Annotated in this window: 23 protein-coding genes and 5 pseudogenes; 17 read left to right on the top strand and 11 right to left on the bottom strand. The window is 61.8% G+C overall.

All coding sequences use genetic code 11. From position 1 onward, the window contains the following. Nucleotides 1–237: 237 nt before the first annotated feature. A pseudogene (locus ACNQP3_RS10155) lies at nucleotides 238–888 on the top strand (PLP-dependent aminotransferase family protein); the annotation flags it as partial. Here the strand turns inward: ACNQP3_RS10155 and lasR are convergent. Further along, nucleotides 882–1,601, bottom strand: a complete 720-nt coding sequence (gene lasR, locus ACNQP3_RS10150) for a transcriptional regulator LasR (RefSeq protein WP_347032980.1) — start codon at nucleotides 1,599–1,601, stop codon at nucleotides 882–884. The pseudogene ACNQP3_RS10155 and the gene lasR overlap by 7 nt on opposite strands. Here lasR and ACNQP3_RS10145 point away from each other — a divergent pair. From ACNQP3_RS10145 to ACNQP3_RS10130, 4 genes and pseudogenes are all read left to right on the top strand, one after another. Next, nucleotides 1,585–2,382: pseudogene (locus tag ACNQP3_RS10145) on the top strand (PLP-dependent aminotransferase family protein); the annotation flags it as partial. The gene lasR and the pseudogene ACNQP3_RS10145 sit on opposite strands and share 17 nt — an antisense overlap. 521 nt (nucleotides 2,383–2,903) lie before the next feature. Next, nucleotides 2,904–3,602 carry a hypothetical protein gene (locus tag ACNQP3_RS10140; RefSeq protein ID WP_156352731.1) on the top strand — a complete coding sequence of 233 codons (699 nt, stop codon included), beginning with the start codon at nucleotides 2,904–2,906 and terminating at the stop codon, nucleotides 3,600–3,602. Continuing rightward, nucleotides 3,557–4,033, top strand: a pseudogene (locus tag ACNQP3_RS10135) (S-type pyocin domain-containing protein); the annotation flags it as partial. The gene ACNQP3_RS10140 and the pseudogene ACNQP3_RS10135, both read left to right, overlap by 46 nt. 216 nt (nucleotides 4,034–4,249) lie before the next feature. Next, nucleotides 4,250–4,516 carry a hypothetical protein gene (locus ACNQP3_RS10130; RefSeq protein ID WP_071984352.1) on the top strand — a complete coding sequence of 89 codons (267 nt, stop codon included), beginning with the start codon at nucleotides 4,250–4,252 and terminating at the stop codon, nucleotides 4,514–4,516. Nucleotides 4,517–4,602: 86 nt separating this feature from the next. Here the strand turns inward: ACNQP3_RS10130 and ACNQP3_RS10125 are convergent, their stop codons facing one another. Genes ACNQP3_RS10125 through ACNQP3_RS10115 form a run of 3 tightly spaced genes read right to left on the bottom strand, consistent with a single transcriptional unit; the run spans nucleotide 4,603 to nucleotide 8,201 of the window. Next, nucleotides 4,603–5,625 carry a histone deacetylase family protein gene (locus ACNQP3_RS10125; protein ID WP_060492804.1) on the bottom strand — a complete coding sequence of 341 codons (1,023 nt, stop codon included), beginning with the start codon at nucleotides 5,623–5,625 and terminating at the stop codon, nucleotides 4,603–4,605. A gap of 11 nt (nucleotides 5,626–5,636) precedes the next feature. Then, nucleotides 5,637–6,866, bottom strand: coding sequence for a Zn-dependent hydrolase (locus ACNQP3_RS10120; protein WP_060492805.1), 1,230 nt, complete (start codon nucleotides 6,864–6,866; stop codon nucleotides 5,637–5,639). Between the two features lie 30 nt (nucleotides 6,867–6,896). After that, nucleotides 6,897–8,201 (bottom strand): MFS transporter, encoded by a 1,305-nt coding sequence (locus ACNQP3_RS10115; RefSeq protein ID WP_012271685.1) that lies wholly within the window; start codon nucleotides 8,199–8,201, stop codon nucleotides 6,897–6,899. Nucleotides 8,202–8,355: 154 nt separating this feature from the next. Here ACNQP3_RS10115 and ACNQP3_RS10110 point away from each other — a divergent pair, with 154 nt between their 5' ends. Further along, a complete protein-coding gene (locus ACNQP3_RS10110; RefSeq protein ID WP_012271684.1) occupies nucleotides 8,356–9,264 on the top strand; it encodes a LysR family transcriptional regulator in 909 nt (302 codons plus the stop codon). A gap of 46 nt (nucleotides 9,265–9,310) precedes the next feature. On the opposite strand, the gene ACNQP3_RS10105 is transcribed toward ACNQP3_RS10110, so the two are convergent. After that, entirely contained in the window at nucleotides 9,311–10,321 is a 1,011-nt protein-coding gene (locus ACNQP3_RS10105) for an aldo/keto reductase (protein WP_060515702.1), read from the bottom strand. Between the two features lie 118 nt (nucleotides 10,322–10,439). Here ACNQP3_RS10105 and ACNQP3_RS10100 point away from each other — a divergent pair, with 118 nt between their 5' ends. Further along, on the top strand, nucleotides 10,440–11,351 hold the full coding sequence (locus tag ACNQP3_RS10100) for a LysR family transcriptional regulator (protein WP_012271682.1): 912 nt from the start codon (nucleotides 10,440–10,442) through the stop codon (nucleotides 11,349–11,351). Between the two features lie 86 nt (nucleotides 11,352–11,437). Next, nucleotides 11,438–11,563, top strand: a pseudogene (locus ACNQP3_RS10095) (oxidoreductase); the annotation flags it as partial. Here the strand turns inward: ACNQP3_RS10095 and rhlR are convergent. Beyond that, nucleotides 11,545–12,270: a transcriptional regulator RhlR gene (rhlR, locus tag ACNQP3_RS10090; protein ID WP_347063173.1), complete on the bottom strand. Its 726-nt coding sequence runs from the start codon at nucleotides 12,268–12,270 to the stop codon at nucleotides 11,545–11,547. The pseudogene ACNQP3_RS10095 and the gene rhlR overlap by 19 nt on opposite strands. A 25-nt stretch (nucleotides 12,271–12,295) precedes the next feature. Here rhlR and ACNQP3_RS10085 point away from each other — a divergent pair. From ACNQP3_RS10085 to ACNQP3_RS10065, 5 genes and pseudogenes are all read left to right on the top strand, one after another. Then, nucleotides 12,296–12,961: pseudogene (locus ACNQP3_RS10085) on the top strand (SDR family NAD(P)-dependent oxidoreductase); the annotation flags it as partial. A gap of 21 nt (nucleotides 12,962–12,982) precedes the next feature. Next, nucleotides 12,983–13,390 carry an SRPBCC family protein gene (locus ACNQP3_RS10080; RefSeq protein ID WP_012271680.1) on the top strand — a complete coding sequence of 136 codons (408 nt, stop codon included), beginning with the start codon at nucleotides 12,983–12,985 and terminating at the stop codon, nucleotides 13,388–13,390. Nucleotides 13,391–13,547: 157 nt separating this feature from the next. Beyond that, nucleotides 13,548–14,534 carry a zinc-binding dehydrogenase gene (locus ACNQP3_RS10075; RefSeq protein WP_264316982.1) on the top strand — a complete coding sequence of 329 codons (987 nt, stop codon included), beginning with the start codon at nucleotides 13,548–13,550 and terminating at the stop codon, nucleotides 14,532–14,534. Between the two features lie 106 nt (nucleotides 14,535–14,640). Further along, nucleotides 14,641–15,183, top strand: a complete 543-nt coding sequence (locus ACNQP3_RS10070) for a WYL domain-containing protein (protein ID WP_012271678.1) — start codon at nucleotides 14,641–14,643, stop codon at nucleotides 15,181–15,183. Nucleotides 15,184–15,281: 98 nt separating this feature from the next. Then, nucleotides 15,282–16,217: a cyclase family protein gene (locus tag ACNQP3_RS10065; RefSeq protein WP_012271677.1), complete on the top strand. Its 936-nt coding sequence runs from the start codon at nucleotides 15,282–15,284 to the stop codon at nucleotides 16,215–16,217. Between the two features lie 51 nt (nucleotides 16,218–16,268). On the opposite strand, the gene ACNQP3_RS10060 is transcribed toward ACNQP3_RS10065, so the two are convergent. The 3 genes from ACNQP3_RS10060 to ACNQP3_RS10050 form a co-directional block, all read right to left on the bottom strand. Beyond that, entirely contained in the window at nucleotides 16,269–17,045 is a 777-nt protein-coding gene (locus tag ACNQP3_RS10060; RefSeq protein WP_012271676.1) for an SDR family oxidoreductase, read from the bottom strand. 173 nt (nucleotides 17,046–17,218) lie between these two features. Next, nucleotides 17,219–18,139, bottom strand: coding sequence for a LysR family transcriptional regulator (locus ACNQP3_RS10055; protein WP_012271675.1), 921 nt, complete (start codon nucleotides 18,137–18,139; stop codon nucleotides 17,219–17,221). 126 nt (nucleotides 18,140–18,265) lie between these two features. Continuing rightward, nucleotides 18,266–18,988 (bottom strand): hypothetical protein, encoded by a 723-nt coding sequence (locus ACNQP3_RS10050; RefSeq protein ID WP_041166459.1) that lies wholly within the window; start codon nucleotides 18,986–18,988, stop codon nucleotides 18,266–18,268. A gap of 275 nt (nucleotides 18,989–19,263) precedes the next feature. Between ACNQP3_RS10050 and ACNQP3_RS10045 the strand changes: the two genes are divergently transcribed. Then, a complete protein-coding gene (locus ACNQP3_RS10045; RefSeq protein ID WP_060492812.1) occupies nucleotides 19,264–19,887 on the top strand; it encodes a glutathione S-transferase family protein in 624 nt (207 codons plus the stop codon). Nucleotides 19,888–20,058: 171 nt separating this feature from the next. Here ACNQP3_RS10045 and ACNQP3_RS10040 read toward each other — a convergent pair whose 3' ends face one another. Then, nucleotides 20,059–21,234: an MFS transporter gene (locus ACNQP3_RS10040; protein WP_012271672.1), complete on the bottom strand. Its 1,176-nt coding sequence runs from the start codon at nucleotides 21,232–21,234 to the stop codon at nucleotides 20,059–20,061. Between the two features lie 94 nt (nucleotides 21,235–21,328). On the opposite strand from ACNQP3_RS10040, the gene ACNQP3_RS10035 reads away from it, so the two are divergent. Together ACNQP3_RS10035 and ACNQP3_RS10030 are read left to right on the top strand one after the other, a co-directional pair. After that, the gene (locus ACNQP3_RS10035; RefSeq protein ID WP_012271671.1) at nucleotides 21,329–22,219 is read left to right on the top strand and encodes a LysR family transcriptional regulator; all 891 of its coding nucleotides are present in this window, start codon (nucleotides 21,329–21,331) and stop codon (nucleotides 22,217–22,219) included. A gap of 37 nt (nucleotides 22,220–22,256) precedes the next feature. After that, entirely contained in the window at nucleotides 22,257–22,748 is a 492-nt protein-coding gene (locus ACNQP3_RS10030) for a DUF1543 domain-containing protein (RefSeq protein WP_012271670.1), read from the top strand. A 49-nt stretch (nucleotides 22,749–22,797) separates the two neighbouring features. On the opposite strand, the gene ACNQP3_RS10025 is transcribed toward ACNQP3_RS10030, so the two are convergent. Beyond that, the gene (locus ACNQP3_RS10025; protein WP_060514130.1) at nucleotides 22,798–23,283 is read right to left on the bottom strand and encodes a hypothetical protein; all 486 of its coding nucleotides are present in this window, start codon (nucleotides 23,281–23,283) and stop codon (nucleotides 22,798–22,800) included. Nucleotides 23,284–23,666: 383 nt separating this feature from the next. Here ACNQP3_RS10025 and ACNQP3_RS10020 point away from each other — a divergent pair, with 383 nt between their 5' ends. Further along, a complete protein-coding gene (locus ACNQP3_RS10020) occupies nucleotides 23,667–23,912 on the top strand; it encodes a hypothetical protein (protein ID WP_041166458.1) in 246 nt (81 codons plus the stop codon). Nucleotides 23,913–23,917: the final 5 nt, after the last annotated feature.

Here is a 23,917-nt window from a genome sequence, read left to right as displayed (position 1 = left end):
GGGCAGGATGGTGTGAACAAACACACGCAGGCCCTCCATGGCGGCCTGCTGACGCGCCCCAGGGCGACTGCCTGGCGCGAACTGAACATGCTTTATGTGGCGATATCCGACACCTAATGTAAAAATGTCCGACGCAGAGAGCCATGCACAGTGGCATGAATCTCGCACTGCACTGTACAGGTCGCCCTTGCAGTACACCCTGCAAACGCCAGGCGATACGCACCCTGAAGGCCACGAATGTTCGAATTACATCCAGACTCCTCAACCCCGCTGGTCAACCAGATCATCGACGGGCTGCGCGAGCTGATCGACAACCAGACCCTCAAGCCAGGCGCCAAGGTCCCGTCGATCCGCGCCTTTGCCGCGAGCTATTCGGTGAGCACCTTCACCGTGGTCGAGGCCTACGACCGGCTGGTCGCCCAAGGGCTGTTGGTGAGCCGTGGCAATGCGGGGTTCTTCGTCAACCGTGCGGCGGGCGAACTGCTGGAACAGCACAACGCCGAGGCCGACACCAGTCGACCAACGTTCAACTCCGAGTGGTACCTGCAGCAGATCTTCGAAATCCGCCAATTGCCGTACAAGCCGGGGTGCGGCTGGCTGCCCAACGACTGGATGTACGAGGACGGCCTGCGCCGTGGCCTGCGCCAGGTAGCCGGCAGCCCACTGGAACTGTCGGGCTACGGCGACCCCATGGGCCTGATGGAGCTGCGGGCACTGACTGCGCAGAACCTGCAACAGGAGTTGTCGATCGTCGCCAACCCGGCGCAGCTGATGCTCACCCACGGCGCCAGCCAGGCCCTGGACCTGGCCGCACGCACGCTGGTGCGCCCTGGCGACGTGGTGCTGGTGGACGACCCCGGTTACCCCAACCTGATGAGCATTCAGAGAGTAATAAGACCCAAATTAACGGCCATAATGGCCGCTACGCGGCGGGAGGTCACACCGAACTTCCGCCGAATATTTCCCATATGGAAGTTCACATTGGCTTCCGAGCAGTTGCAGATAACCGATATCTCCCAACTGGTCTTGCCGATGGCGCACCACTGCAACACTTCCTTCTCCCGGCTGGTCAGAACCACCGGTTTGCTGACCGGATGTTCGAAGGCCAGTCCGGCACCGCTCTGCAGTGCGTAGTCCTTGAGCATCCACAGGGTCGGCAGGACCGACTCTATGAAACGGTTGGCCTCGGCCCGGTTTTCCGCTTCCACGCTGAGGCTCAGCGCGCCGAGTTCGCCGCGAGCACCATGCAGCGGCATGGTCAGCCCATACACCAGGCCGGCGGCCGAGGCTTCCTCGAAGAACTCGTGCTGCTTTCGCGTCTGGTAGATGGACGGTTCCCAGAAAATCGGCAGTACGCTCTGGGTACAGTGACTGACCGTCGGGTCGACCCGCGCGTAGCCAGCCCGGTCGTAATGCTCGCGCCAGGCGGCCGGGTAGTTGCCGACGATGAAGGCGTTCTCGTAGTCCTGGCTGTCCTTAGGCAACAGGCCGAACAGGATCTTCGAGAATCCAAGGTCGCTCGCCATCTTCTGCAGGATGGCGCTCCACTCCAATTTTCCACTTGAGCGTTCCAGCTCAAGAAAACCGTCAACCAAGGCCATCCTGCGCACCCAGGGCGCCACCCTGGTCGGCGTGCCGCGCACCCCCGCCGGCTACGACCTGAACCAGCTGGAGCAGCTGCTTACCCACCACCGCCCAACCGCGTTCTTCACCCAGCCGCACCTGCACAGCCCGACCTGCTCGCGCACCCCACTGCCGCAGTTGCACCGGCTGTTGCAACTGGCCAGCCAGCACGGTTTCCGCCTTGTGGAGAACAACCTGTACGCCGACATGGTCACCGAGCCGCAACCGTGCCTGGCCAGCCTCGACCACTTGCAACAGGTGGTGTACGTGGGTAGTTACTCCAAGAGCATTTCACCCAACGTGCGGGTCGGCTACATGCTGGCCAACCCCGAACTGATGCAGAAATTGCTGCACCTGAAAATGCGCTCGGGCCTGACCACCTCGCAGGTGATGGAGCGGGTGGTGTACGCGGCGATCATCGACGGGCGCTGGCGCAAGCACCTCAAACGCCTGCGCCAGCGCCTGGCCGAGGCGCATCAGGAAGTTGGCCGGCATCTACATCGATTGGGCTTTGAACTGTTCACCGAATCGGATGAAGGCATGTATATCTGGACCCGCCATCCAGCGATTCCGGACAGCGCGGCGTTGCTGGATGACGCGCTGGAGAAAGGCATCATGCTCGGGCCTGGGCAGTTGTTCATGGTCGATGCCAAGGCCACCGGGTGGATGCGGTTCAATGTAGCGTTCAGTACCGATCCGGCGATGTGGGAGTTGTTGGAGAAGGTCTTCGTCAAGCATGTGCGGCGGGGTGGGATGTAGGGGCGTCGGTGTTGCCGGGATGTTCGCCTTGAAATTTTCGGCGCCTGTCATATCGATTGCCTATAAGTGGGGGTATGGCTAAAACAAACTTTTGATGCTGCATGCCCCTACCCGAGGTCTCAATGTAACAATTCCATCTTAGCAAACACAGTTTTCCTCTAGAGTATTTCTCTCTCCCGAACCTAGTGATCAGGAGAGAGCAATGACCTCCCGCACGACCATGACAGCTTCAGAAATTAGTAAAATTTGTTCACCAGCTCCATTCCGGTATGACTTTTCAGTATCGGTGCTGGTAGCTGGGATGCCGAAGCTAAAGCACAAAACATCATAAACAGTATCGAAGCGACTCGTCCCCTGCCCCACCTGGACTGAAGCATTATCTGGACAGCCACTATTCAGCAATTGATGCTCGTTACTCTGACAATCTAAGCATACTGCAGGCCAAGCGGCAATTCCTGCTAAAACCTCAAGAAAAAATCATCCACAAGGGCCTACCCACTGACGACTTATCAGGCATACATGTGTATGCCCCCGGATTTTCACCAGCTTATCTCTTCTATACCTTAATTGACCCTCACACCTACTTTGAAGAAGAGCTCTATGTCATACAGGGCTTCCTCTTCGCCCTTATGCGAAGCATCACTGCCGCTCAGATTGAAATTCTGTTAGGTCAGAGTCTAAAAATAATCCATCGTGAAATAACCACTCTCAACTCAAAACTTGCACTCACCGAAAGCAAAACCTCGGAAAGCAATACCATAACCTTTAGCACAATACCATCAATACAAATATCAACAACCTTGGGCGCAATAGGCAGCACCTATTACCACAACCGCCAACTAGAATCAACTTTGCGATCAGGCCGAAAAATGCTGGAAAGGGCAGCCGGAGCTGTTGCAGCCCGGCTATTCAACGTTGGTATCGGTGCTCTGCTTTATTCTTCCGAACTCGGCAACAGTGATCTCTACCATGAAACAACACTGAGCCTCCCAGCCGATTTATTAATACCGGACCTACCCGATCAGCTGTACGAGAAAGCCCTTGGCCATGGAGTAGCGGCGTCAACCTATCGAATTTATTCGAAGAATGACATCTATACACTCATCAAAACCAGCAGACAGCAAGTCTCGAAAGCAGAGTACCTCTACGCCCACTCTACTTCGACAAGGCGACGAACAGCTACATTTCCGTACCTTCGCAAAAGTTTCCAATCAAGCTGACGTTACCCGCGCACATACCCGGCGACGCCTCGACCACTAAACCTAGCACGCAGATACCTTCCTACCCCTATCGTGGCGTGACACTCAATCCACTGCACATCGAAGCCTCCCCTCTACCCGCGCTGGAACCGGAGGACTTCAAAGACTGCATTTACTGCTTCCCGCCAGAATCTGGCCTACCGCCACTGTACGTTGTCTTCAACTCTCCCTACCCCGGCGCGACAACCAAAGGGACTTACAGTGGACGACCCTACAACCCGGATAAAGCTGGGGGACCTATCGAACGACTGGATTGGAGGAAGACTAAGATCACAGCTGATGGCATTGAGCTAGTCAAGCTACACACAAGTCGTTTCGAACCCTCCGATGCGAACAAGATCATGATCGATAGGCTGAAAAAAAATACCACAAGGTCAATTAGAAGCAACTGACACTGACAAGCGATTCTACACACATGAAATAAGAGAACTTGAGCGCTTCCGGGCGCTTGAAATCCCAGATAGAATTAGGCCTGAAGATCGTGGCGAAGCATGGAATAACACACATGCCGCAACACTGGAGGACTACCAACTCACTTCAGAACTTGAGCTATTATACACACCAGAAGCCATTGAGGCAGACGACCGGCAGCCTGCGCGAGAAAATCAATGAATACCGTCAGCGAAATAGTAATTAACGAAAGCCCTACAGACGTCATTTTATGGCTTGTGAGGCGAGATGGCATTTCTCATCCCCGGCTCGACAACTTGTACAATAGAAATAGCTGGGCAAATATTGGTGACTGCCTACAACTCATGAACTTAGTAAGCAAAATGCTTGAAGAAGGCTTAATACAATATGGCGGTAATGGCTACATCAAGGGCCAGAATTGGCGAGAGCCAGAATTCCTGGCTCAAAAAAAATATGAATTGTGAGGCGCTCTGAACTTAGGGCCTTGCAGGCTAAGATGAGTTTCATCAGAGGCGCCGGCAGTGACAATGGGTCTGCCGGCGCTCACCACCTAACGCCAGTCCGCCTTACCAGCAAAGAACGCCTGCGCATTCACCTCCAGGCTGTCCAGGTGATACCCGCCTTCCTGCACGATCAGACACGGCAACCGCAACGCACGAATCCGCTCCCCCAACGCAGCAAACCCTTCAGTCGTCACTGCCACCTTGCTCTGCGGGTCGAGTTCATAGATATCGAACCCGAGCGACAGCACCAGCGCCTCAGCACCAAAGTCCTTCACTGCAGCTAGCGCAACGTCCAACTGCCCCATGAAATCAGCCTCACTGGCCCCATGCGCCATCGGCAAGTTCAGGTTGTACCCCTCCCCTTCACCACTACCCCGCTCGTCCGCGAACCCAGCCACGCCAGGATAGAAGTTGGTCGGGTCGCCATGCACCGACACATACAGCACATCACGGCGATCGTAGAAAATCTCCTGAATCCCCTGCCCATGGTGCATGTCGGTATCGAGAACTGCCACGCGGCTATAACGGCTGCGCAGGGCCTGGGCAGCTACAGCCGCGTTGTTGATGTAGCAGAACCCACCCGCCGAATCGAAGCGCGCATGGTGCCCCGGTGGCCTGCACAGCGCATAGGCAGCCGGTTCGCCGTCGAGGATGGCCTTGGCCCCGGCCACCGCGCTTTGCGCAGACCAATAGGCCGAACGCCAGGTGTTTTCGCCAACAGGGCAGCTGCCATCCGCCAGGTAGCGCCCGGCCTGGGCGAGAATGCCACGCAAGGCGTTGGGCTCACGCACGAAGATGTTGGACATGACCTCGTCGCCCCAGTCCTCGGGCACTTCCTTCCAGCGTGCATGGGCCTCTTCGAGGAAGGCCAGATAGGCCTCACCGTGCACAGCCCTGAACGGTTCAAGGCCGGCATCGTCGGGCTGGCGGATGTCGAAGCCCAGGTCCTTGGCGGCCTGCAACAGCCGCTGGGCGCGCTCGGGGACTTCCTGCGGGGTGCGCATGGCGCCGCGCGAGTAGTAGCTGCGCGGGTGGTGCAGCAGTTGTTCGGGGTGGAAGTAGCAACGCATCAGGCTTCTCCTTATTCGACAAGGCCCGCACGGGCCAGCACGGCGTTCAGCAGTACATCGGCACCCTGACGGGCATCGTTGGGCAACACGTCTTCGGCTTCGTTGTGGCTCAGGCCGCCGACACAGGGGATGAACACCATGGCCGTCGGGCAGTAGCGGGCCAGCAGGATGGCATCGTGGCCGGCACCGCTGACGATCGATTGCTGGGCATAGCCCAGGCCATCCACGGCCTGCTGCACAGCAGCCACGCAGTCGGTGTCGAACGGGGTGGCCGGGCTGACCCAGTGCCGCTCGATACGCACCTGCAGACCACGCTGGCTGGCAATGGCTTGCAGCTTCAAGGTCAAGTCGCGCTCCATCGCCTCGATGGCTTCGTCGCGGTGGTGGCGCAAGTCGACCGTGAACTGCAGCAGGCCAGGAATGGTATTGCGTGAAGACTTGGCAATGGACAGTTCGCCAACAGTGGTCAAACCTTCGGGCGCGAAGTCCGCTGCCAGTTGCTCAACCGCCTGGATCATCCGCGCCGCGCCATACAAGGCATCCTTGCGCAGCGGCATCGGCGTGGTGCCGGCGTGTGCCGCCATACCTTCGACAGTGACGTCCAGCCAGCGGATAGCCTGACCACCGCTGACCACGCCGATGGCCTTGGCGTTGTCTTCAAGGATCGGGCCTTGCTCGATATGCGCCTCGAAATACGCATCCACCTGGCCACCCAGCGGGCGCTGGCCGGCGTAACCAGTGCGCTGCAGCTCGTCAGCCACGCTGATGCCATCAGCATCGCGGATAGCCAGCGCCTCGGTCAGCGCAAGGCTGCCGGTAAACACCGCCGAGCCGAACATGGCCGGGGTGAAGCGCGCGCCCTCTTCGTTGGTCCATACAGCGATTTCCAGCGGCTTGCGGGTCTGGATGTTCAGATCGTTGAGGCGACGCACCACTTCAAGCCCGGCCAGCACGCCATAGACGCCATCGAAACGACCGCCTTCGGGCTGGGTGTCGAGGTGGCTACCAATCATCACTGGCGCCGCATCCGGGTCACTGCCAGGGCGGCGGGCGAACAGGTTGCCGATGGCATCCACCGTCAGCGTCAGGCCGGCTTCACGGCACCAGTGGCTGAACAGTTCACGGCCAGCCTTGTCTTCGTCGCTGAGCGCCAGGCGGCAGCTGCCGCCACGGGCGGTGGCGCCGATTTCGGCCATGGCCATCAGGCTCGCCCACAGGCGTTCGCCATTGCTTTTCAACATGTGCGGGTACTCCAGAGTAAAACAGTTCGATCAGGCCAGTTCCAGGCGCTGGCTACGGGCATACTGGCGCGCCAGGGCAAGCACGCAGACCAGCGAGACGGTGGCGATCAGGGTGTAGAACACGGCCATCGGCCACCACTGGCCGCTGAAGGTGTGAGCCAACCAGGTGCCGATCAGCGGGGTAAGGCCGCCAGCGATGGCGCCGCAGACCTGGTAGGCCAAGGAAATGGCGGTATAGCGCACGCGGGTTTCGAACATACCGCTGACATAGCCAGCTATCACCGCGTAGAAAGAGGCCATGCAGGCTGCAGCCAGGGCGATGCCCAGTACGATCAACGGCCCCTGGCCCGAGCTGACCAGCACGAACATCGGGTACGGCGAGGCCATCGCCAGCAACGCGACCAGGGCCAGGAAGCGCGTGGCACCGATCTTCTCCGACAGCCAGGCAGCCAGCGGTTGCACGCAGAACTGGATGATCGCCACGAAGAACAGGCACTCAAGTATCAGCGAGCGCTCCAGGTGCAATTGTTGAGTGGTGTAGCTGATCATGAAGGTGTTGGTGAAATAGACCCCGGCAATGCCCAAGGTGTTGGCACCGATGCACAACAACAGCGGGCGCCAGGCGGTGCGCAGCACTTCGAAAACCGGCGCCTGCTCTTTGCGCCGGGCCTTCTCTGCCTGCTCGCGGCTGGCGATGAACTCGGGCGACTCGTTCACCCCCAGGCGAATCGCCAGGCCCACCAGCAGCAGCAACGCGCTGGCCAGGAACGGCACGCGCCAGCCCCAGCTCATCAGCTCGTCTTCAGGCAGGCGGGTCACCGCGCCGAAGGCCAGCAGCGACAGAATCAGGCCCGCCGGGCTGCCCAGTTGGGCGAACGAAGCGAAGAAGTTGCGCCGGCCTTTGGGCGCATGCTCGCCGGCCATCAGCACCGCCCCACCCCACTCGCCGCCCACGGCGATGCCCTGGACGATGCGCAGCAGGATCAACAGCACCGGTGCGGTGGCACCGATCTGCGCGTAAGTCGGCAGCAGGCCGATACACACGGTGACGATGCCCATCATCAGCAGGGTGATGACCAGCGACTTCTTGCGGCCGATACGGTCGCCCACGTGGCCGAAGACAATGCCACCCAGCGGCCGGGCGAAAAAGCCCACGGCGAAGGTGCCGAACGCGGCCATGGTGCTGAACAGGCTGTCGTCGGAGGGGAAGAACAAGGCACCGAACACCAGGGCGGCGGCGGTGGCGTAAATGTAGAAGTCGTACCATTCGATCATGGTGCCGATGAACGCGGCAGCAGCTGCACGACGTGGCTGGGCGGAAGCGGTGGGCTTCATGGGGGCTCCTTTGCTTGTTGTTCTGGCAGGAGTTGCTGGGTCATTGTCGCGCTCTCGTGGCGCTTGGCCTGCGATTTATCGGCTCAGGGCTATGATTAGTCAATTTTCTATTTATTATTCGTACTATTAGCCACGCTTATCATCGAGCCTCGCCATGTCCGACCGTCTGCTCAACGACCGCCTCGACTGGAACCTGCTGCGCACCTTCCGGGTCATCGGCCAGGAACTGTCCATCAGCCGCGCCGCCGCCCGCCTGCACCTCACCCAGCCGGCCGTGAGCCAGGCGCTCAAGCGCCTTGAAGAGCAGCTTGGCCGCCAGCTTATCGCCCGACGTGGGCCGCGTTTCGTGCTGACGGAAATGGGCGAGCAGCTGTTCCAGCTGGCTGGCGAGGTGTATGGGCAGATGTCGCAGATCGGCGGTTTGCTGGAGCAACCGGCGGACGAACTGGTAGGCAAGGTGCGTCTGTTGATGATCAGCCGCATCGTCAGCGAACGCTTCGACGACTTCCTCGCCGACTTCCATCGCCAGCACCCACGGGTGGAGCTGGAAATCGACGTGATGCGCAGTTCCGACATCGTCGCCGCCCTGCAGGAGAAAACCGCCACAGCGGGCCTTAGCCTCAACCGGCGTGCGCAGCCACGGCTGGAGCAACGGCTGTTTCTGCGCCAGCGCTATGCGTTTTTCTGCGGCAAGCACCATGCCTTGTTCGGCCAGGCCGAAGGCGACTTGCAACGGGAGAATTTCGTCAGTTTTACCAGCGACCAGATTGGCGGCATGTTGTCGCCGCTGACCATTTTCCGCGACCAGCAGGGCTTTGCCGGGCGCATCGTGGCGTCATCGCCAAGCCTGGAGGAAGTACGCCGGCTGGTGATCGCCGGCTTTGGCATCGGCTGCCTGCCCGAGCATGTGGTGGCGCCGGATGTAGAGGCGGGGTTGCTGTGGAAGTTGCCGCCGCAGGAAGGGATTGCCGATGTGGATATTCACCTGTTGTGGAACAGGGAGCAGCGCTTCAGTCGGGCAGAAGAGGTGTTTATCGAGGCCTTGCAGCAAAGTCTCGGTTAACAGGCTTCGCTGGCGATAGGAGGGCAAAGCCCTCCCCCTTTCGCGATTAGGCTTCAGGTACCGGTGCCTGCTGGGCGATCAGCCCCAGCTCACGCAGCTCGGCCCAGAACGCGGCCGGAATCACCGCATTGAACGCCGCCAGGTCTTGGTCGGCATGTTGTGGCCGGGTCGCCCCTGGGATCACCGCCGCTACCGCGGGGTGCGCCAGCGAGAACTGCAACGCCGCAGCCTTGATGTCCACCCCATGGCGCGCCGCCACTTCGTTCAGGCGCTGGACACGGGCACGGATTTGCGGGCTGGCCTTCTGGTACTCGTAGTGCTCTCCCCCGGCAATCACGCCGGAGTTGTACGGGCCGCCGACGACAATGCCGAGGCCTTGCGCCAATGCACCTGGCATTACCCGTTGCAACGCACGGTCGTGGTCCAGAAGGCTGTAGCGACCCGCCAGCAGGAAGCCGTCCGGGCGTGCTGCTTCGAGGTCCAATGTCAGCTCGATCGGCTCGACGCGGTTCACGCCCAAGCCCCATGCCTTGATCACGCCTTCTTCACGCAGGCGGGTCAGCACGCGGAAGGCACCGGTACGAGCGATTTCGAACTGGCTCAGCCATTCGTCACCGTAGAAGTCCTGGGCGATGTCGTGAATCCAGACGATATCCAGGTAGTCGGTACCCATACGCTTGAGGGTGTCTTCGATCGAGCGCAGGGTGGCATCGGCGCTGTAGTCATTGACGATGCGGTTACGGTTGCCGTGCTCGAACAGGCCGCTCTTCTCGCCCAGCTCACGAGCAGCCGGGTCTTCCAGTGCGTCGAGGATGACGCGGCCAACCTTGCTGCTCAGCACGTATTCATGGCGCGGGCGCTGGGCCAGGGCCTTGCCGAGGCGGATTTCCGACAGCCCGGCACCGTAGAAAGGCGCAGTGTCGAAGTAGCGCACACCGTTGTTCCAGGCCGCGTCCACCGAGGCTTGCACTTCGGTATCTGGCACGTTGCGGAACATGTTGCCCAGTGGCGCGGTACCAAAGCCCAGGGGGTTGGCGATCAGGTCTTTCAAGCTCATGGCATGTCTCCAGAAAGGGTGTGTAAGGTCATCAACCGACGACGTGAGCACATCCTAGGCTGGCCAAACCCAGACCGTCCAAGTCATAATTCGTCACAGTTAAGTCCCTGGAGGTCTCATGCAGGATTTGCGTCAGTTGCGCTACTTCGTGGCCGTCGCCGAATGCGAGAATGTCGGCCGAGCCGCCGAGCAGCTGCATATTTCCCAATCGCCCCTCAGCCGGCAGATCGCCCAGCTGGAGGACAACCTTGGCCTGGCCCTGTTCGAACGGCGCAACCAGCGGCTGTACCTGACTAACGACGGGCGCACCTTCCTGGCCGAGGCGCGCGGCCTGCTCAAGCATGCCGAGCGCTTGGAGTCGCTGGGCAAGCGCCTGGGCCGTGGCGAGGAAGGCGGCTTGTGCATCGGCTACGTCAACCACGCCATCCACGCTGGTGTGCTGCCTGGCGCAGTGCGGGCCATTCGTGGCGAACGCCCGAACATTCACATTGCGCTGTACAACATGATCCCCAGCGAGCAGTTCGAAGGCCTGCGCCAGCGCAGCCTGGACATTGCCCTGGTGTGCGAGCCGCCGCCGAAGCACGACCCCGACTTGCGTGCGCAGCCAGTACTGGATGACCCAATGCTGCTGGCCATCCCAGCCTCGCACCCTCTGGCCAGCAAGGCGGAACTGACCCCGGCCGACCTGCACGAGCAGGAATGGATCATCACCGGGGGCCAGCCCGACCAGGTGAACAAGCGCGACGACTTCATCGCCCGCTGCGGTGATGCCGGTTTTACCCCGCGCTTGTCCCTTGAAGCGACCGACCCATTGAGCGTGCTCGGCCTGGTGTCCGCGGGCCTGGGCCTGGCCATGGTGCAGGGCAGCCTGACGGCCAGTGCCGGGCCAACCGTGGTTTTGCGTCAGCTGGATTGGTTCCAACCCAGCGTGCAATTGTGGGCCGCCTGGCACCAGGTCGACCTGCGGCCGATCGTGGGCATTTTCCGTGAACGCGTGCTGGCGCAGGCGAATAAGTCCATAGAGGTCTGAACTCAGTCGAATTACGTCTTTTACAGTCTGAGTAGGCTTTACTAGGATGGCTCTCATCGATACAACTCACCCACAGGAGCCATTCCATGAACATCGACCTCGGCGGGCGCACCGCCATCATCAGCGGCTCTACCGGCGGTATTGGTCTGGCCATCGCCCGCGGCCTGGCCCGCGCCAACGCCGACGTGGTCATTCAGATGAGGCCCAGCGCCGCGGCGTAGGTGGCAGCCAGCGTCTTGTTCGGCGCGTCGAACTTCTTCTGGATGTTCTTGTGGTGGAAGTTCACCGTGCTCTCGGAAATGCTCAGGATGATGGCGATTTCCCCGGAGCTCTTGCCGTCGGCGGTCCATTGCAGGATCTCGCGTTCGCGATGGCTCAGGCAGACCGGGTTGGACATCAGCATCGGATGCTCCAGGTCGGTCAGCTTCTGGGTCAGCAACTCGATCATGCAACGCAGCCGCAGGCGGATTTCCTCGCGCTCGAAGCTGGAGATGTTCTGCTGGTCGCGCGCCACGGAAAGCACGCTGAGCAAATTGTTCGGCGCGCGGATCGGCAGGGTCGCGCCGACACAGAGGCCCCAATCGCGAGCCTCGTTCCAGAGCATCCGGCTCTGGTCGAACAGGCTGTCGCTCCAGACCACCATTTCCGAGGAGCGCAGGCCGTTGAGGATCGCCGGATCCACGGCCCCGTAGTTCTGCATCTGGTATCGCTCCAGCCAGGCCTTGGGATAGGTGCCATGGACCTCGGTCTTCGGCCGGGTGAAGGGAATCGTGTGGCGCACGCCATAGGCGTAGTAATCGAAGCCCAGGCGCCGCACTTCCTTTTCCAGGACGGCGAACACGCCCTGGCTGTCGTGGATCGGCTGCATCTCGCTACGCAAACCGTCCCACCACAGCAAAAAGCCTCCGTCATTCCTCATTGCCGGCCGCAGCCAGAAATCGCTGGATGCAGCCTTGGCCGAACTGCGCCAACAAGGCGGCCGTGGGCAGATTCACGGCGTGGTCGCCGACCTGGGCACCGCCACCGGTGCCGACACCCTGTTCGCCGCCCACCCACGGGCCGACATCCTGGTCAACAACCTGGGCATCTACGACGACGTCGACTTCTTCGACGTGGCCGACAGTGAGTGGGCGCGCTTCTACGATACCAACGTGTTGAGCGGCGTGCGCCTGGCCCGCCACTATGCACCGGGGATGGTCGAGAAAGGCTGGGGGCGGATCCTGTTCATTTCCTCGGAATCGGGCATCGCCATCCCTGCGGACATGATCAACTACGGTGTTACCAAGGCCGCCAACTTGGCCGTTTCCCATGGCCTGGCCAAGCGCCTGGCCGGCACCGGGGTTACCGTGAACGCGATACTGCCCGGCCCGACCCTGACCGATGGCGTGGCCGCGCTGGTAGCCGATGCGGCACAGGCGTCCGGGCGCAGCATTCGTGAAGAGGCCGACAACTTCGTACGTACCGCACGGCCAAGTTCGATCATTCAGCGCGCCGCCGATGTCGACGAAGTCGCCCACCTCGCGGTGTACCTCGCCTCGCCTTACTCCTCCGCCACCACCGGCGCGGCCCTGCGGGTCGACGGCGGTGTGGTCGACAGCCTTGCTATCTGAACTCAACTGGAGCATTACCCTATGGCAACTGCCTACGCTTCCCTGCAAGCCCAACACAGCCCTGAACACGTCTGGGCATTGATCGGCGGTTTCGACAGCCTGCCGGACTGGCTGCCGTTCATCCCCGAGAGCATCTCCAGCGAAGGCGGCCGTGTGCGCTCGCTGAAAGACCCGGACGGCAACAGCATCGTCGAGCGCCTTACAGCTTTTGACGACAACGCGCGCAGCTACAGCTACACGATCCTGAGCAGCCCGTTTCCGGTGACCGACTACCGATCGACCCTGCGAGTCAAGGCCGACGGCCAAGGCAGCCTGGTGGAGTGGTTCGGCGAATTCACCCCGGCCGGTGTCAGTGAGGCCGAGGCTGAGGCACTGTTCAAAGGCATCTACGAAGGTGGCCTGCAAGCCTTGGCGAAAACCCTGGGCTAAGCGAGTCCCCCAGGTACCTCATCCCCTTGCAAGATTCGAGGGTGGGGGCAAAGCGCTTTTGCCCCCCCGTCAAAACACCTTGTCCCACCCCCGCCTGTATCCCCCGCCTCATCTGCGCTAGCCTGCCGCCCATACTCGTCTCACAAGGACCCGCACCATGCCAACTGATTATCAAGCCTGGGGCTGGACCCCGAACGCCGGCCTCGAAGGCCTGCAGCTGCTGCGCAAACCCCTGCCGCAACCCGGCCCCGGCGAAGTGCTGGTGGCCAACCGAGCTATAGCCCTCAACCCGGTGGACTGGAAAATCTGCGAATGGGGCCATCCGGCCTGGCAGCAAGGCACAGTACCGGGTGTGGATGGCGCCGGAGTGGTCGTCTCCGCTGGCGCAGGCGTCGAACTGCCCTTGGGCAGCCGCGTGGCTTACCATCAGTCGCTGGCTCGCGACGGCAGTTTCGCCGAGCATTGCCTGCTCGATGCCAGCCTGGTGATGCACATCCCCAGCGCACTCAGCGACAGCGCCGCCGCCGCCGTACCCTGCCCCGCGCTGACCGCCTGGCAGGCCCTGGCCAAGATACCGGCAGGCACCAGCCGCGATGTGCTGGTGATTGGTGCCGGTGGTGCGGTGGGCTTCTACCTGGCGCAGTTGGCCGCACAACGTGGCCTGCGCGTATGGGCGACAGCCAGCCAGCGCCACCACGCGGCGCTCAAGGCGCTGGGCACAAGCGGCGTGTTCGACTACCACGACGCCGACTGGCAACAGCAGTTGCAGGTCGCCCTGGGTGAGCGCCCGCTGCATGCCCTGTTCGACACCGTCAGTGGCGCCCACGCAGGCAGCCTCGCCCACCTGCTGGGCTACAACGGGCACCTGGTGTGCATCCAGGACCGCCAGGAAAGCGCGCCAACAGCCGCCTTCAGCACAGCCATTTCGCTGCATGAAGTGGCGCTGAACAGCGTGCATGCCCATGGCCGCCTGGCAGATCGCCAGGCCCTGCGCATGGCTGGTGAACAGCTGTTGCAGGCTGTCGCCAATGGCAGCCTGATCGCGCCTCAACGCCGTGAGTTCGACTTCGCCACGCTGCCCGATGCACTGCGGCAATTGAAAGAAGGCCAAGGCGCAGGCAAATGGGTGACGCGCCTCGGCTGAAGGGCATCCGCGCAACTTGGATCCCATTCTGTGACAAGGTATGCTGGGCAATAGCTAAACGCCATTACTCAGGCAGGCTTGGTGCCTGCCCTCAAGGACGAGCCCTTTGCCCAGCCACCCAACCCGCCACACTATTGCCCGCCAGTGGCAGTTGCTCAAGTTGCTGCCCGGCCGCCATCCGGGCATGAGCTCTACCCAGTTGCAGGCCGCCCTGACAACCGTGGGTCATACCACCAGCAAACGTACCGTCGAGCGCGACCTGGTCGAGCTCGCTGCGCTGTTCCCGCTGCAGTGCAACAGCAAAGGCATGCCCTACGGTTGGTACTGGCAACCGAGCATGAGCCTGGTCGATGCGCAGCCACTGCAACCGGACATACTGACACCCCCGGCACAGGTTGAACTGCACGCCTGGGTGGACGACACACTGGCGCGCCTGCTGAAAGAATCCCCGCTGTCCGCAGACATGCAGCTGACCCCGCAAGCGAGCGGCGGCGCGGCATTGGTGGCCACCGTCGACGACAACCGGGCACTGATGGGCTGGCTGCTGTCGCAAGCGGGTTCGATCCGCGTGCAGGCCCCGAAGACGCTGCGCGTGGCCATGCTGGAACAGCTGCGCCAGAGCCTGGCGCTGCACGATGGCGGTTGTTGACCGGCAGGCAAATATCATTGTCCTGCCGAGCGCTTTTTCCCGGTGCCGGCCCTGCGCAGAATTCGCTCCTGACAACGCATCACTTTCAGGAGTACACGATGAAACGCTTCAAGCCCCTGCTGCTGGCCGTCGCCTTGGCGACCACTGCCCAGGCTACCCTTGCCACCGACTGGCAGCACTCGCCGTACGGCAAGCAGGATGAAATCGGCGCTGCCAACCTGCTCACCCCAGACGTGGTCAAGCAGGCCGTCGGCCTGGTCAAGACCGGCAAGACCTACCCCTTGGCCGTACCCGTGAGCAAGGACTTGCCGGCGTTCCGCCACCGCAGCTTTCACCTGTACAACATCCAGCCCGGCGAGCAGGCCGGCCAGACCCTCGGCCGCAACAAGTTCAGCTTCAACGATGAACTGGTCAACGGCTGGACCGGCGTTGGCACCCAGCTCAACGGCATCGGTCATATCGGCATCGACAACGTCTACTACAACGGCAACAAGGCTGCGGATTTCGTCACCGTCGAAGGCGTGACCAAGCTCGGCGTGGAGAAAGTACCGCCCATGGTCACGCGTGGTGTGGTGCTGGACATGACGGCCTACTTCGGCAAGGCCATCGTACCGGGTGGCACCGCGTTTACCGTCGCAGACATCAAGGCGGTGCTGAAGAAAGAAGGCATTACCCTGCGCAAGGGTGATGTGGTGCTGTTCAACACCGGCTGGCTGGAGTTGGTCGGCAAGGATAACCAGCAGTTCCTCGCCACCGAGCCAGGCATCGACCTACCGGCTGCCGAATGGCTGGCGGATCAGGGCATCGTCGCCTTCGGTGGCGATACCTGGGCCTCCGAGGTATACCCCAACCCGACCGGTGAAGAGTTCCCGGTCAACCAATTCATGCTGGCCAAGCGTGGCATTTACAACCTGGAATTGATCGACACGCGCGCGCTGGTGAAAGACAAGGCGTTCGAGTTCCTGTTCGTGCTGGGCCAGCCGCTGTACAAGGGCTCGACTCAAGTCAATATCAACCCGGTGGCGATTCACTGATCACCGGGCTGATTCAATCTGAATATTGGGGCTGCTTTACAGCCCCAGCTTTCAGAACGTACCCGGATACGCCCCGCCATCAATCAGCAGGTTCTGCCCGGTGATGTATCCGGCCTGCGCGCTGCACAGAAACGCGCAATAAGCACCGAACTCCCCGGCATCACCAAAGCGTGCCGCCGGAATGGCCTTGCGCCGCGCCTGGGCAGTGGCTTGCACATCACCGCCTGCCGCCTTCAACGTCTTTTGCAGACGCGCCGTGTCGAACGCCCCGGGCAGCAGGTTGTTCAGCGTCACGTTGCTGCCCGCCAGGCGCTGCTGCCGGGCCAGTCCGGCGATGAAGCCGGTCAGGCCACTGCGGGCGCCATTGGACAGGCCCAGTATGTCGATCGGTGCCTTCACTGCGCCTGAAGTGATATTCACCACCCGGCCGAACCCCCGCTCGGCCATGCCATCGACCACCGCTTTGATCAGCTCGATGGGGGTGAGCATGTTGGCGTCCAACGCCTTCAGCCAGTCTTCACGCCCCCAGTCACGGAAGTCCCCCGGTGGCGGGCCACCGGCGTTGTTGACCAGAATATCGACCTGCGGGCAGGCCGCCAGCAGCGCCTGACGTACCTCGGCATCGGCTACATCACCGGCTACGGTACGCACCTCGATGCCCGGATTAGCCGCGCGCAACTCATTGGCGGTCTGCTGCAAGGTGGCGTCGGTACGGGCATTGATGACCAGGTTGACGCCCTCTTTGCCAAGCGCCTCGGCGCAGCCTTTGCCCAGGCCCTGGCTGGCCGCGCAGACGATGGCCCAGCGGCCGGTAATACCTAGATCCATTGGGTTGCTCCTAGATGTAATGCAGTTACAGGGTTGCAGGCAGGCCGTGCCGGTACAATCTAGAACGCCGGTCACGGCCACCGATAATGAAAAGAGCTGATCTACCAATAACCATTGCTTATCCCCACCAGCGCTGCAACAACGGGTCGGGGGTGGATAGGCACTGTGGCGCGTCAACCAGCTACCAACTCCTCTACCAGCAACCGCGCCGCTGGCGACAATGGCGCCGCTACCCGGTGCACGATGCCGAACGGCTCGCTCAACGCCCGCAGCTGCACCGCCAGCGACACCAGCAACCCACGCTGTTCGGCGAAGGCCGCCACTGCACTCGGGATGACCGCCACCAGGCTCGGATCATCTTCCAGCAGCATGAAGGTGGCGAAGGTGGAGAAGGTTTCCAGCGGATAGCGTGGCACTTGCACTCCGGCCTCGCTCAACTCGCGCTCCAGCGCCTGGCGCATGGGCATGTTGGCCGGGTAGACAACCCAACGGTACTGGCTCAGCTCGCCGATCTCCAGAGCCATCGCCCCAGCCAGTGGGTGCTGTGGGTGCGCGACCACCGCCAGTGGCTCATGAGCCAGTTCGACAAAGGCATATTCCGCAGCGTTACGGCCCAGGCCCGGTCGACAGATGGCCAGGTCGAGCCGCCCCTCATCCAGCTGAGCGAGCAGATTGGCGCTGGTGTTCTCGGCGATCTCCACGGCCAACTGTGGCTGTTTGCGGCGCAAGCGCCCCAAGGCGCTGACCAGCGCCGGCATAGCGCCCATGATGCAGCCCACCGCCAGCCGCCCACCCTGGCCTTGTACGATGCCCAGCACTTCTTCGCGCAAATGCCCCAGGTCGCTGTGAATCAGCCGCGCATAGCGCACCACGCAACGGCCCACATCGTTGGCCACCAAACCACTAGGCAAGCGCTGGAACAACGGTACGCCCAGCACTTCTTCCACCTCGCGCAAGGCCTTTGTGGCACCGGGCTGGGAGATGGCCATGGCTTCGGCCGCCTTGTGCAGCGAACCGCAACGGTCCAGCTCGATCAACAGACGCAACTGGCGTAGGCGCAGGCGAGAAAAAATGGAGTCCAGGGAAGGGATCATCAGGCAGGCTCGGCATGGCTCTTGTAATGCCGAGCACTATAAAGGGTGGTCAATGGGGCAGCGTTGCGTTTGCAGCAAATAACCTTTGATTGCAGCACACGCATGCCCGCATTTTTCTGCAGGCGCTTACCGCGTAGTACGTCGTGCCAGGCAGGCGTAGCCCAACCCCAGCACGGTGGCCGCCAGCGCTCCCAGCAACACCATCAGCTCGCGGCTGTAGCGGGCCACCAAGGCCGGGAAGCCGATGACCTCGTGGTACACCTGCACATTGGCGGCACCGTTGGCGTGGCTGATGCTGACCCCGCCCTGGCGGATCTGTGAATAGTCTGCGTCGAAATACACCCACACCTTGCACGTACCGCCTGGCTCTATGGCCGGGATCTCCACCTGGGCGGTTGCGGTTTCCAGCAGCGTGTCGTTGCCGGCAGCATCGCGCACCTGCACCAGGCCCTTGGCTGGCAGGCGGATTTTCACCTGGCGTACCTGCGCGTCACCACTGTTGCGCAGCTCGATGAGCAAGCCGGTGCGGTGGTCGACCAGCCCGGCTTCGAACGGCTTGGCGAACAGTTGGGCATACGGTGCCTGAGCCATTTCGATCAGCCGCTCGACCTGGTCATGGCTCAGTTCGCCCTGTTCGATGTTGTTGATGCGCCCCTGCAATTGTTCGTACTTGAGCTGTTCGCTGGCCTTGCTGATACGCTCGCTGAACTGGCTGGGGTAAGTGAGGTAGGCATAGGTCAGTGACGCCTCCAAGCGCGGGTTGCCCCTGAGCAACGCGTAGGCGGCCAACAGGACCATCAGGCCAATCAGCACGGCGACGAGAAGCTTCCCCACCTTGTCCCAGCTCAATGCATACTTCCTTCTGTCGTGTTACAGACGTTCAAAACCGCCCAAGGGTGCCAACTTCACGCCCCCCAGGCAAGCCTGACCGGGCTTGGTGGGTTGCGGGCGTGCGGAGACTAGGGTGCTCCGGCTACCTCCACAATAGCCAAGGGGGTGAAAAGGGTTACTTTCGGAAATGGACTACAAGAACATTACGAAGGGCGGTTCCGTCGCTGTTCGGCCCCTTGACCACTGCACGGCAGTGGCGGACGATCAACCTCCCCTACACAAGGACGAACACCATGCTACGGATACTGGGCAGAGCCTCTTCCATCAACGTGCGGAAAGTTTTGTGGGCCTGTGCCGAGTTCGAGGTCGCGTTCGAGCGTGAGGATTGGGGGTCAGGCTTTCAGCCCACCGACAACGCCGAGTTCCTGGCACTGAACCCCAATGCCATGGTCCCGGTGATCCAGGATGGCGACTTTACGCTGTGGGAGTCCAACAGCATCATCCGCTACCTGGCCAACCGCTACGGCGCCACCGCGTTCTATCCAAGCGAAGCGCAGGCGCGGGCCCGGATCGACCAGTGGATCGACTGGCAGGCCTCGGACCTGAACCGTTCGTGGAGCTACGCGTTCATGTCGCTGGTCAGGCATTCACCCGCCCACCAAGACCCACAGGCGCTTGCGGCCGGTTGCGCGGAGTGGTCGCGTTACATGCACATCCTCGACCGTCAGCTGGCCGGCACCGGTGCCTATGTGGCCGGCAACCAGTTCACTCTGGCCGACATCCCTATCGGCCTGTCGGTCAATCGCTGGTTCGAAACGCCATTCGAGCACCCGCACTTGCCGGCAGTGCGCGACTACTACGAACGCCTGAGCGAGCGCCCGGCCTATCACCTGCATGGCCGCAATGGTACGCCGTAACGCCAACAACGACTTTTATCGGCGGGCGGGGTGGGTGTGTACAGGGGCGGTAGCTGCTTTGCAGCCCATCGCGACACAAGGCCGCTCCCACAGAGACCGCGCAGCACCTGGAGCTTGCGCTGCACTTGTGGAAGCGACCTTGTGTCGCGGTAGGGGCGCGAACTCAGCGTGCTACAGCGCCACCTGCCCCGCTGCAGCCACTACTCGCCCACGCCAGGCAAACAGCAGCACCATCACCAACCCCAACGCCGCCATCGCCGCGCCCGCCAGGGAAATCGCCGGGTAACCCAGCCCCGCATTGATCACCGCGCCACCCAGTGCCGCGCCAATCGCGTTACCCAGGTTGAACGCGCCAATGTTGACTGCCGATGCCAGGTTGGGCGCATCTTTGGCCGCTTCCATCACCCGCATCTGCAGGGGTGGAACCAAAGCAAAGCTCGCTGCTCCCCAGACCAGGATCGCCAGAGCCGTCGGCAGCGGCCAGTCCAGCACCAGCGGGAACACCAGCAACACGGCAATCAAAACGGCCAACGACAGGATCAACGTGCGATCGATCGAGCGATCCGCCGCCTTGCCGCCCCACACGTTGCCCAGGGTCAGGCCGACACCGAACAACACCAGCATGGCCGTCACGAAGGTGGTGGACGCCGCCGCTTCGCTTTGCAGGATCGGCGCAATGTAGGTGAACACCGTGAACATCGCACTGGAACCCACCACGGTCAGCAACAACGCCGCCAGCACCGGCCCACGGCCTAGCACGCGGATTTCGGCCAGGGCCCCATCCCCCTTGGGCGCGGCCACATTGGGCAGCGCGTACCAGAGCGTGGTCATCGCCACCAGGCCAAGCCCGGCTATACCCCAGAACGCCGTGCGCCAGCCCAGCATTTCACCAAACCAGGTCGCCAACGGCACTCCGCCGATGGTGGCCAGGGTCAAGCCCATGAACATGGCTGCCACGGCCCCAGCGCGCTTCTCGGGCGGCACCACGCTGGCCGCGACGATCGAGCCGATGCCGAAGAAAGCACCGTGGTTGAGCGAGGTGACCACGCGGGCCACCAGCAAGCTGGCGTAGTCACTGGCCAGGGCCGACATCAAATTACCCAGGGTGAAAATGGCCATCAGCCCGATCAACAGGTAACGCCGTGGGATCTTCACCGTGGCCAGGGTCATCAAAGGCGCGCCGATCAGCACGCCAATGGCATAGGCACTGACCAGCAGCCCGGCAGCAGGAATGGAAACACCAAGGTCGGTGGCGATACTGGGCAACATGCCCATGGGGGCGAACTCCGTGACACCGATGCCAAAGGCACCGATGGCGAGTGCGACGAGAGGTGGATTGATACGCATGGCAAGCTCCTTATCTATGCCGCGAATGCTACGATCTGTTTCAAAGTCGCACTAGACTGCTTTTTTGCGAACCACCTTTGCTTGTGAGGCACAAATGGACTTCAGTGGCAGATCTGGAGAGATGGAGGTTTTTGCCAGGGTGGCACACGAGGGCAGCCTATCGGCTGCCGCGCGGGCACTGAACCTGACGCCTTCCGCGGTCAGCCGCATCCTCGCCCGCACCGAACAGCGCCTGGGCACTCGCCTGCTGCTGCGCACCACCCGGGCGATCACCCTCACCCCCGAGGGTGAGGCGTACTTGCGCGGCGCGCGGCGGGTGCTGGCAGACATGCTCGAAGTCGAAGAGGCCATCACAGACCAGGGCGTGCCACGCGGGCGCTTGCGGGTCAGCGCTGCGCTGGGCCATGCCCGGCTGACCGTCGTGCCGCTACTGGCAGCCTTCAGCGCGCGCTACCCGCAGGTGCTGGTCGACCTGACCCTCAGCGACGAGGTAGCCGACATTCTCGGCGGCCAGGCCGACGTGGCGCTGCGTTTCGGGCACCTTCCGGACAGCTCGTTGAGCGCCCGTACCATTGGCGAAACCGGCCAGGTGGTAGTTGCCTCACCTGACTACCTGCAACGCTGCGGCACCCCGCTTGAGCCTGAAGACCTGGCCCGGCACAACTGCCTGCGCTTCAACTTCCGCCGCGCCGCCCCCGACTGGCCGTTTCGTCGCGACGGGCAAACGTTCTCGTTGAGGGTGGCGGGAAATATCGAATGCAGCAGCGGTGAAGCCTTGGCGCAACTGGCCAGGCTGGGTGCCGGCATCGCGCGAATCGGCACCTTCACCGTGGTCGATGACCTGGCCAGTGGGCGGCTGGTGCCGTTGCTCGAGGCATACAACCCTGACGACCGCGAGCCGATCCATGCAGTGTTCGTCGGTGGCCCGGCGATGCCCGCGCGAGTGCGGGTTTTTGTGGACTTTCTGATACAGCACCTGTCCTAATGCCGCACGCTTACATCAACCCTGCAAAGGATCGCCCATGCTTTACGTCGTCATGCTCGGAGGCCGCCACCCCGGCGCCAAGATTGAAGTCCACGACGTGGTATTCGCCCAGGCCGATACCTTCGAACAGGCCTACCCGCAGCTGCGCAAGGCGTGGTTCGGTAGCCCGCAAGGCTTGCACATCGATTCGTGGTTGGAAGTGCACGGCGTAGACGGCCAGCGCATTGAACTGCGCCCGGGCTCACCCGCACGCGGCGCTCTGCGCCTGTATTTCATCAACCTCGGCGGGTATGAACGCGATGTGTTCGGCGAGGCGCACCGCTTCCTGCTGGTTGCCGCCCACAACAAGGCTGCAGCCAAGGCCCTGGGCAAGCAGCGGATGCAAGCGCATTGGCTGAAGCCGCACACCGATGCCCTGCTCGATGTCGATGACTGCCTGGCGATCGATCAGGTGGACGGGCAGTTTGTGCACCTGGTCGAAGGGCCGCATGAGCCGCTGGTGGTACGCAGCGACTACATCCTGATCTGACGGCAATAGAACGCCAGGGCCAAGCCACCCTGCGCGATGCCGGTCCGCGTTAACCGAGCAGGTGCAGCCCCAGCGTAAAGACCGCCACGGCCAAGGCCAGCAACGACACGGCGTGCCGTTCCAGATACGCTGGCCAACCGGGTGCTGACTGCTGTTCGCATTCACATTGACGCTCAGCCAGGCTTGCTAGCCGTGACTCCACGCTGTCCACACGGTCTGCCTGAGCGCTGGTTGCCAGTGCGAGCTTCTTCAACGCCGTGGTCATTGTGGTGGACAGGCCTTCCCGGGCCAGGTTGCTGGCTGCCAGTTGCTGCTGATGCTGCTCAAGGCTCTTGCGAATCGCCCCTTCCTTCTGCACCCGGGCCAGGGTACTTGCCACCAGCTTCTTGTTCAGCACCTCGATACTGGCCAGCAACGCGCCTTGCTCGGTGGCCTGCCGGGTCAAAGCGTCTGCCTCAATAGTGTTCTCGATCACCCTGTCCACATCCGCCTCGCTGGAAGGCGTCAGAGTGCTGTGTTCGTGTGGCTGGTTCATCAATCTATCCGGATACTGCGATAAAGCGGGGGAAGCTATCAAAATGGCATCACCGGATCCACTGATGAGTTATGGAATTGAGAAATTGGCCAGGTATCTGACAAGGCTGACCAAGCCAGATATGTAAAGTAGCCAGTCACATCTTGGTGAAGGCGTGCACCGTCTGCTCACGGCACCCTCAATGCTGGCAAAGCCTTGTCCACCGTGGCATCGCTTGCACTGAGTGATATCAAATTGCCTGCCGCTGCGTCATGACGCGCCAGGGCGAGTCCCGCTGAACCTGCACCATTCTCTTACCTGTATAAGTCATCACTATCGACATGTAATTATTGGCGACATATCTTTTTGCTTACCAGCTGATGACCACTCCCGAGGAACGTTACATGGAAGCAATCGAAATCGCCCTGCTGGGTGTCTGCGGCATTACTCTGCTGCTGGTGTGTCTCCAACTTGTCCGCCAAGGCGAGATATGGAGCCTGCTGCAAAGCGACCGTGAACTGGAACACACCGCACGTATCCACAGGCAGGAGAACAGCACGCTGCACGCGGCTCTGCGCACGGAGCGCGAACATGTGAGCCAGCTGCAACACCAGATTCAAGTACTGCTCGGGCTGGCGCCGGAGGCCTGAGGGCT

Source organism: Pseudomonas sp. LFS074 (assembly GCF_047978165.1).
Taxonomy (GTDB): domain Bacteria; phylum Pseudomonadota; class Gammaproteobacteria; order Pseudomonadales; family Pseudomonadaceae; genus Aquipseudomonas; species Aquipseudomonas putida_P.
This window is presented reverse-complemented; position numbering and strand designations above follow the sequence as displayed.

What these genes read in the sequence shown, in the direction of transcription:
- rhlR (WP_347063173.1), bottom strand. Translation starts at nt 12,270, where the DNA reads ATGAGGAATGACGGAGGCTTTTTGCTGTGGTGGGACGGTTTGCGTAGC.
- ACNQP3_RS10035 (WP_012271671.1), top strand. Translation starts at nt 21,329, where the DNA reads ATGGACTTCAGTGGCAGATCTGGAGAGATGGAGGTTTTTGCCAGGGTG.
- ACNQP3_RS10040 (WP_012271672.1), bottom strand. Translation starts at nt 21,234, where the DNA reads ATGCGTATCAATCCACCTCTCGTCGCACTCGCCATCGGTGCCTTTGGC.
- ACNQP3_RS10105 (WP_060515702.1), bottom strand. Translation starts at nt 10,321, where the DNA reads ATGAGCTTGAAAGACCTGATCGCCAACCCCCTGGGCTTTGGTACCGCG.
- ACNQP3_RS10055 (WP_012271675.1), bottom strand. Translation starts at nt 18,139, where the DNA reads ATGATCCCTTCCCTGGACTCCATTTTTTCTCGCCTGCGCCTACGCCAG.
- ACNQP3_RS10075 (WP_264316982.1), top strand. Translation starts at nt 13,548, where the DNA reads ATGCCAACTGATTATCAAGCCTGGGGCTGGACCCCGAACGCCGGCCTC.
- ACNQP3_RS10125 (WP_060492804.1), bottom strand. Translation starts at nt 5,625, where the DNA reads ATGCGTTGCTACTTCCACCCCGAACAACTGCTGCACCACCCGCGCAGC.
- lasR (WP_347032980.1), bottom strand. Translation starts at nt 1,601, where the DNA reads ATGGCCTTGGTTGACGGTTTTCTTGAGCTGGAACGCTCAAGTGGAAAA.
- ACNQP3_RS10030 (WP_012271670.1), top strand. Translation starts at nt 22,257, where the DNA reads ATGCTTTACGTCGTCATGCTCGGAGGCCGCCACCCCGGCGCCAAGATT.
- ACNQP3_RS10120 (WP_060492805.1), bottom strand. Translation starts at nt 6,866, where the DNA reads ATGTTGAAAAGCAATGGCGAACGCCTGTGGGCGAGCCTGATGGCCATG.
- ACNQP3_RS10080 (WP_012271680.1), top strand. Translation starts at nt 12,983, where the DNA reads ATGGCAACTGCCTACGCTTCCCTGCAAGCCCAACACAGCCCTGAACAC.
- ACNQP3_RS10110 (WP_012271684.1), top strand. Translation starts at nt 8,356, where the DNA reads ATGTCCGACCGTCTGCTCAACGACCGCCTCGACTGGAACCTGCTGCGC.
- ACNQP3_RS10065 (WP_012271677.1), top strand. Translation starts at nt 15,282, where the DNA reads ATGAAACGCTTCAAGCCCCTGCTGCTGGCCGTCGCCTTGGCGACCACT.
- ACNQP3_RS10025 (WP_060514130.1), bottom strand. Translation starts at nt 23,283, where the DNA reads ATGAACCAGCCACACGAACACAGCACTCTGACGCCTTCCAGCGAGGCG.
- ACNQP3_RS10045 (WP_060492812.1), top strand. Translation starts at nt 19,264, where the DNA reads ATGCTACGGATACTGGGCAGAGCCTCTTCCATCAACGTGCGGAAAGTT.
- ACNQP3_RS10130 (WP_071984352.1), top strand. Translation starts at nt 4,250, where the DNA reads ATGAATACCGTCAGCGAAATAGTAATTAACGAAAGCCCTACAGACGTC.
- ACNQP3_RS10115 (WP_012271685.1), bottom strand. Translation starts at nt 8,201, where the DNA reads ATGAAGCCCACCGCTTCCGCCCAGCCACGTCGTGCAGCTGCTGCCGCG.
- ACNQP3_RS10060 (WP_012271676.1), bottom strand. Translation starts at nt 17,045, where the DNA reads ATGGATCTAGGTATTACCGGCCGCTGGGCCATCGTCTGCGCGGCCAGC.
- ACNQP3_RS10100 (WP_012271682.1), top strand. Translation starts at nt 10,440, where the DNA reads ATGCAGGATTTGCGTCAGTTGCGCTACTTCGTGGCCGTCGCCGAATGC.
- ACNQP3_RS10020 (WP_041166458.1), top strand. Translation starts at nt 23,667, where the DNA reads ATGGAAGCAATCGAAATCGCCCTGCTGGGTGTCTGCGGCATTACTCTG.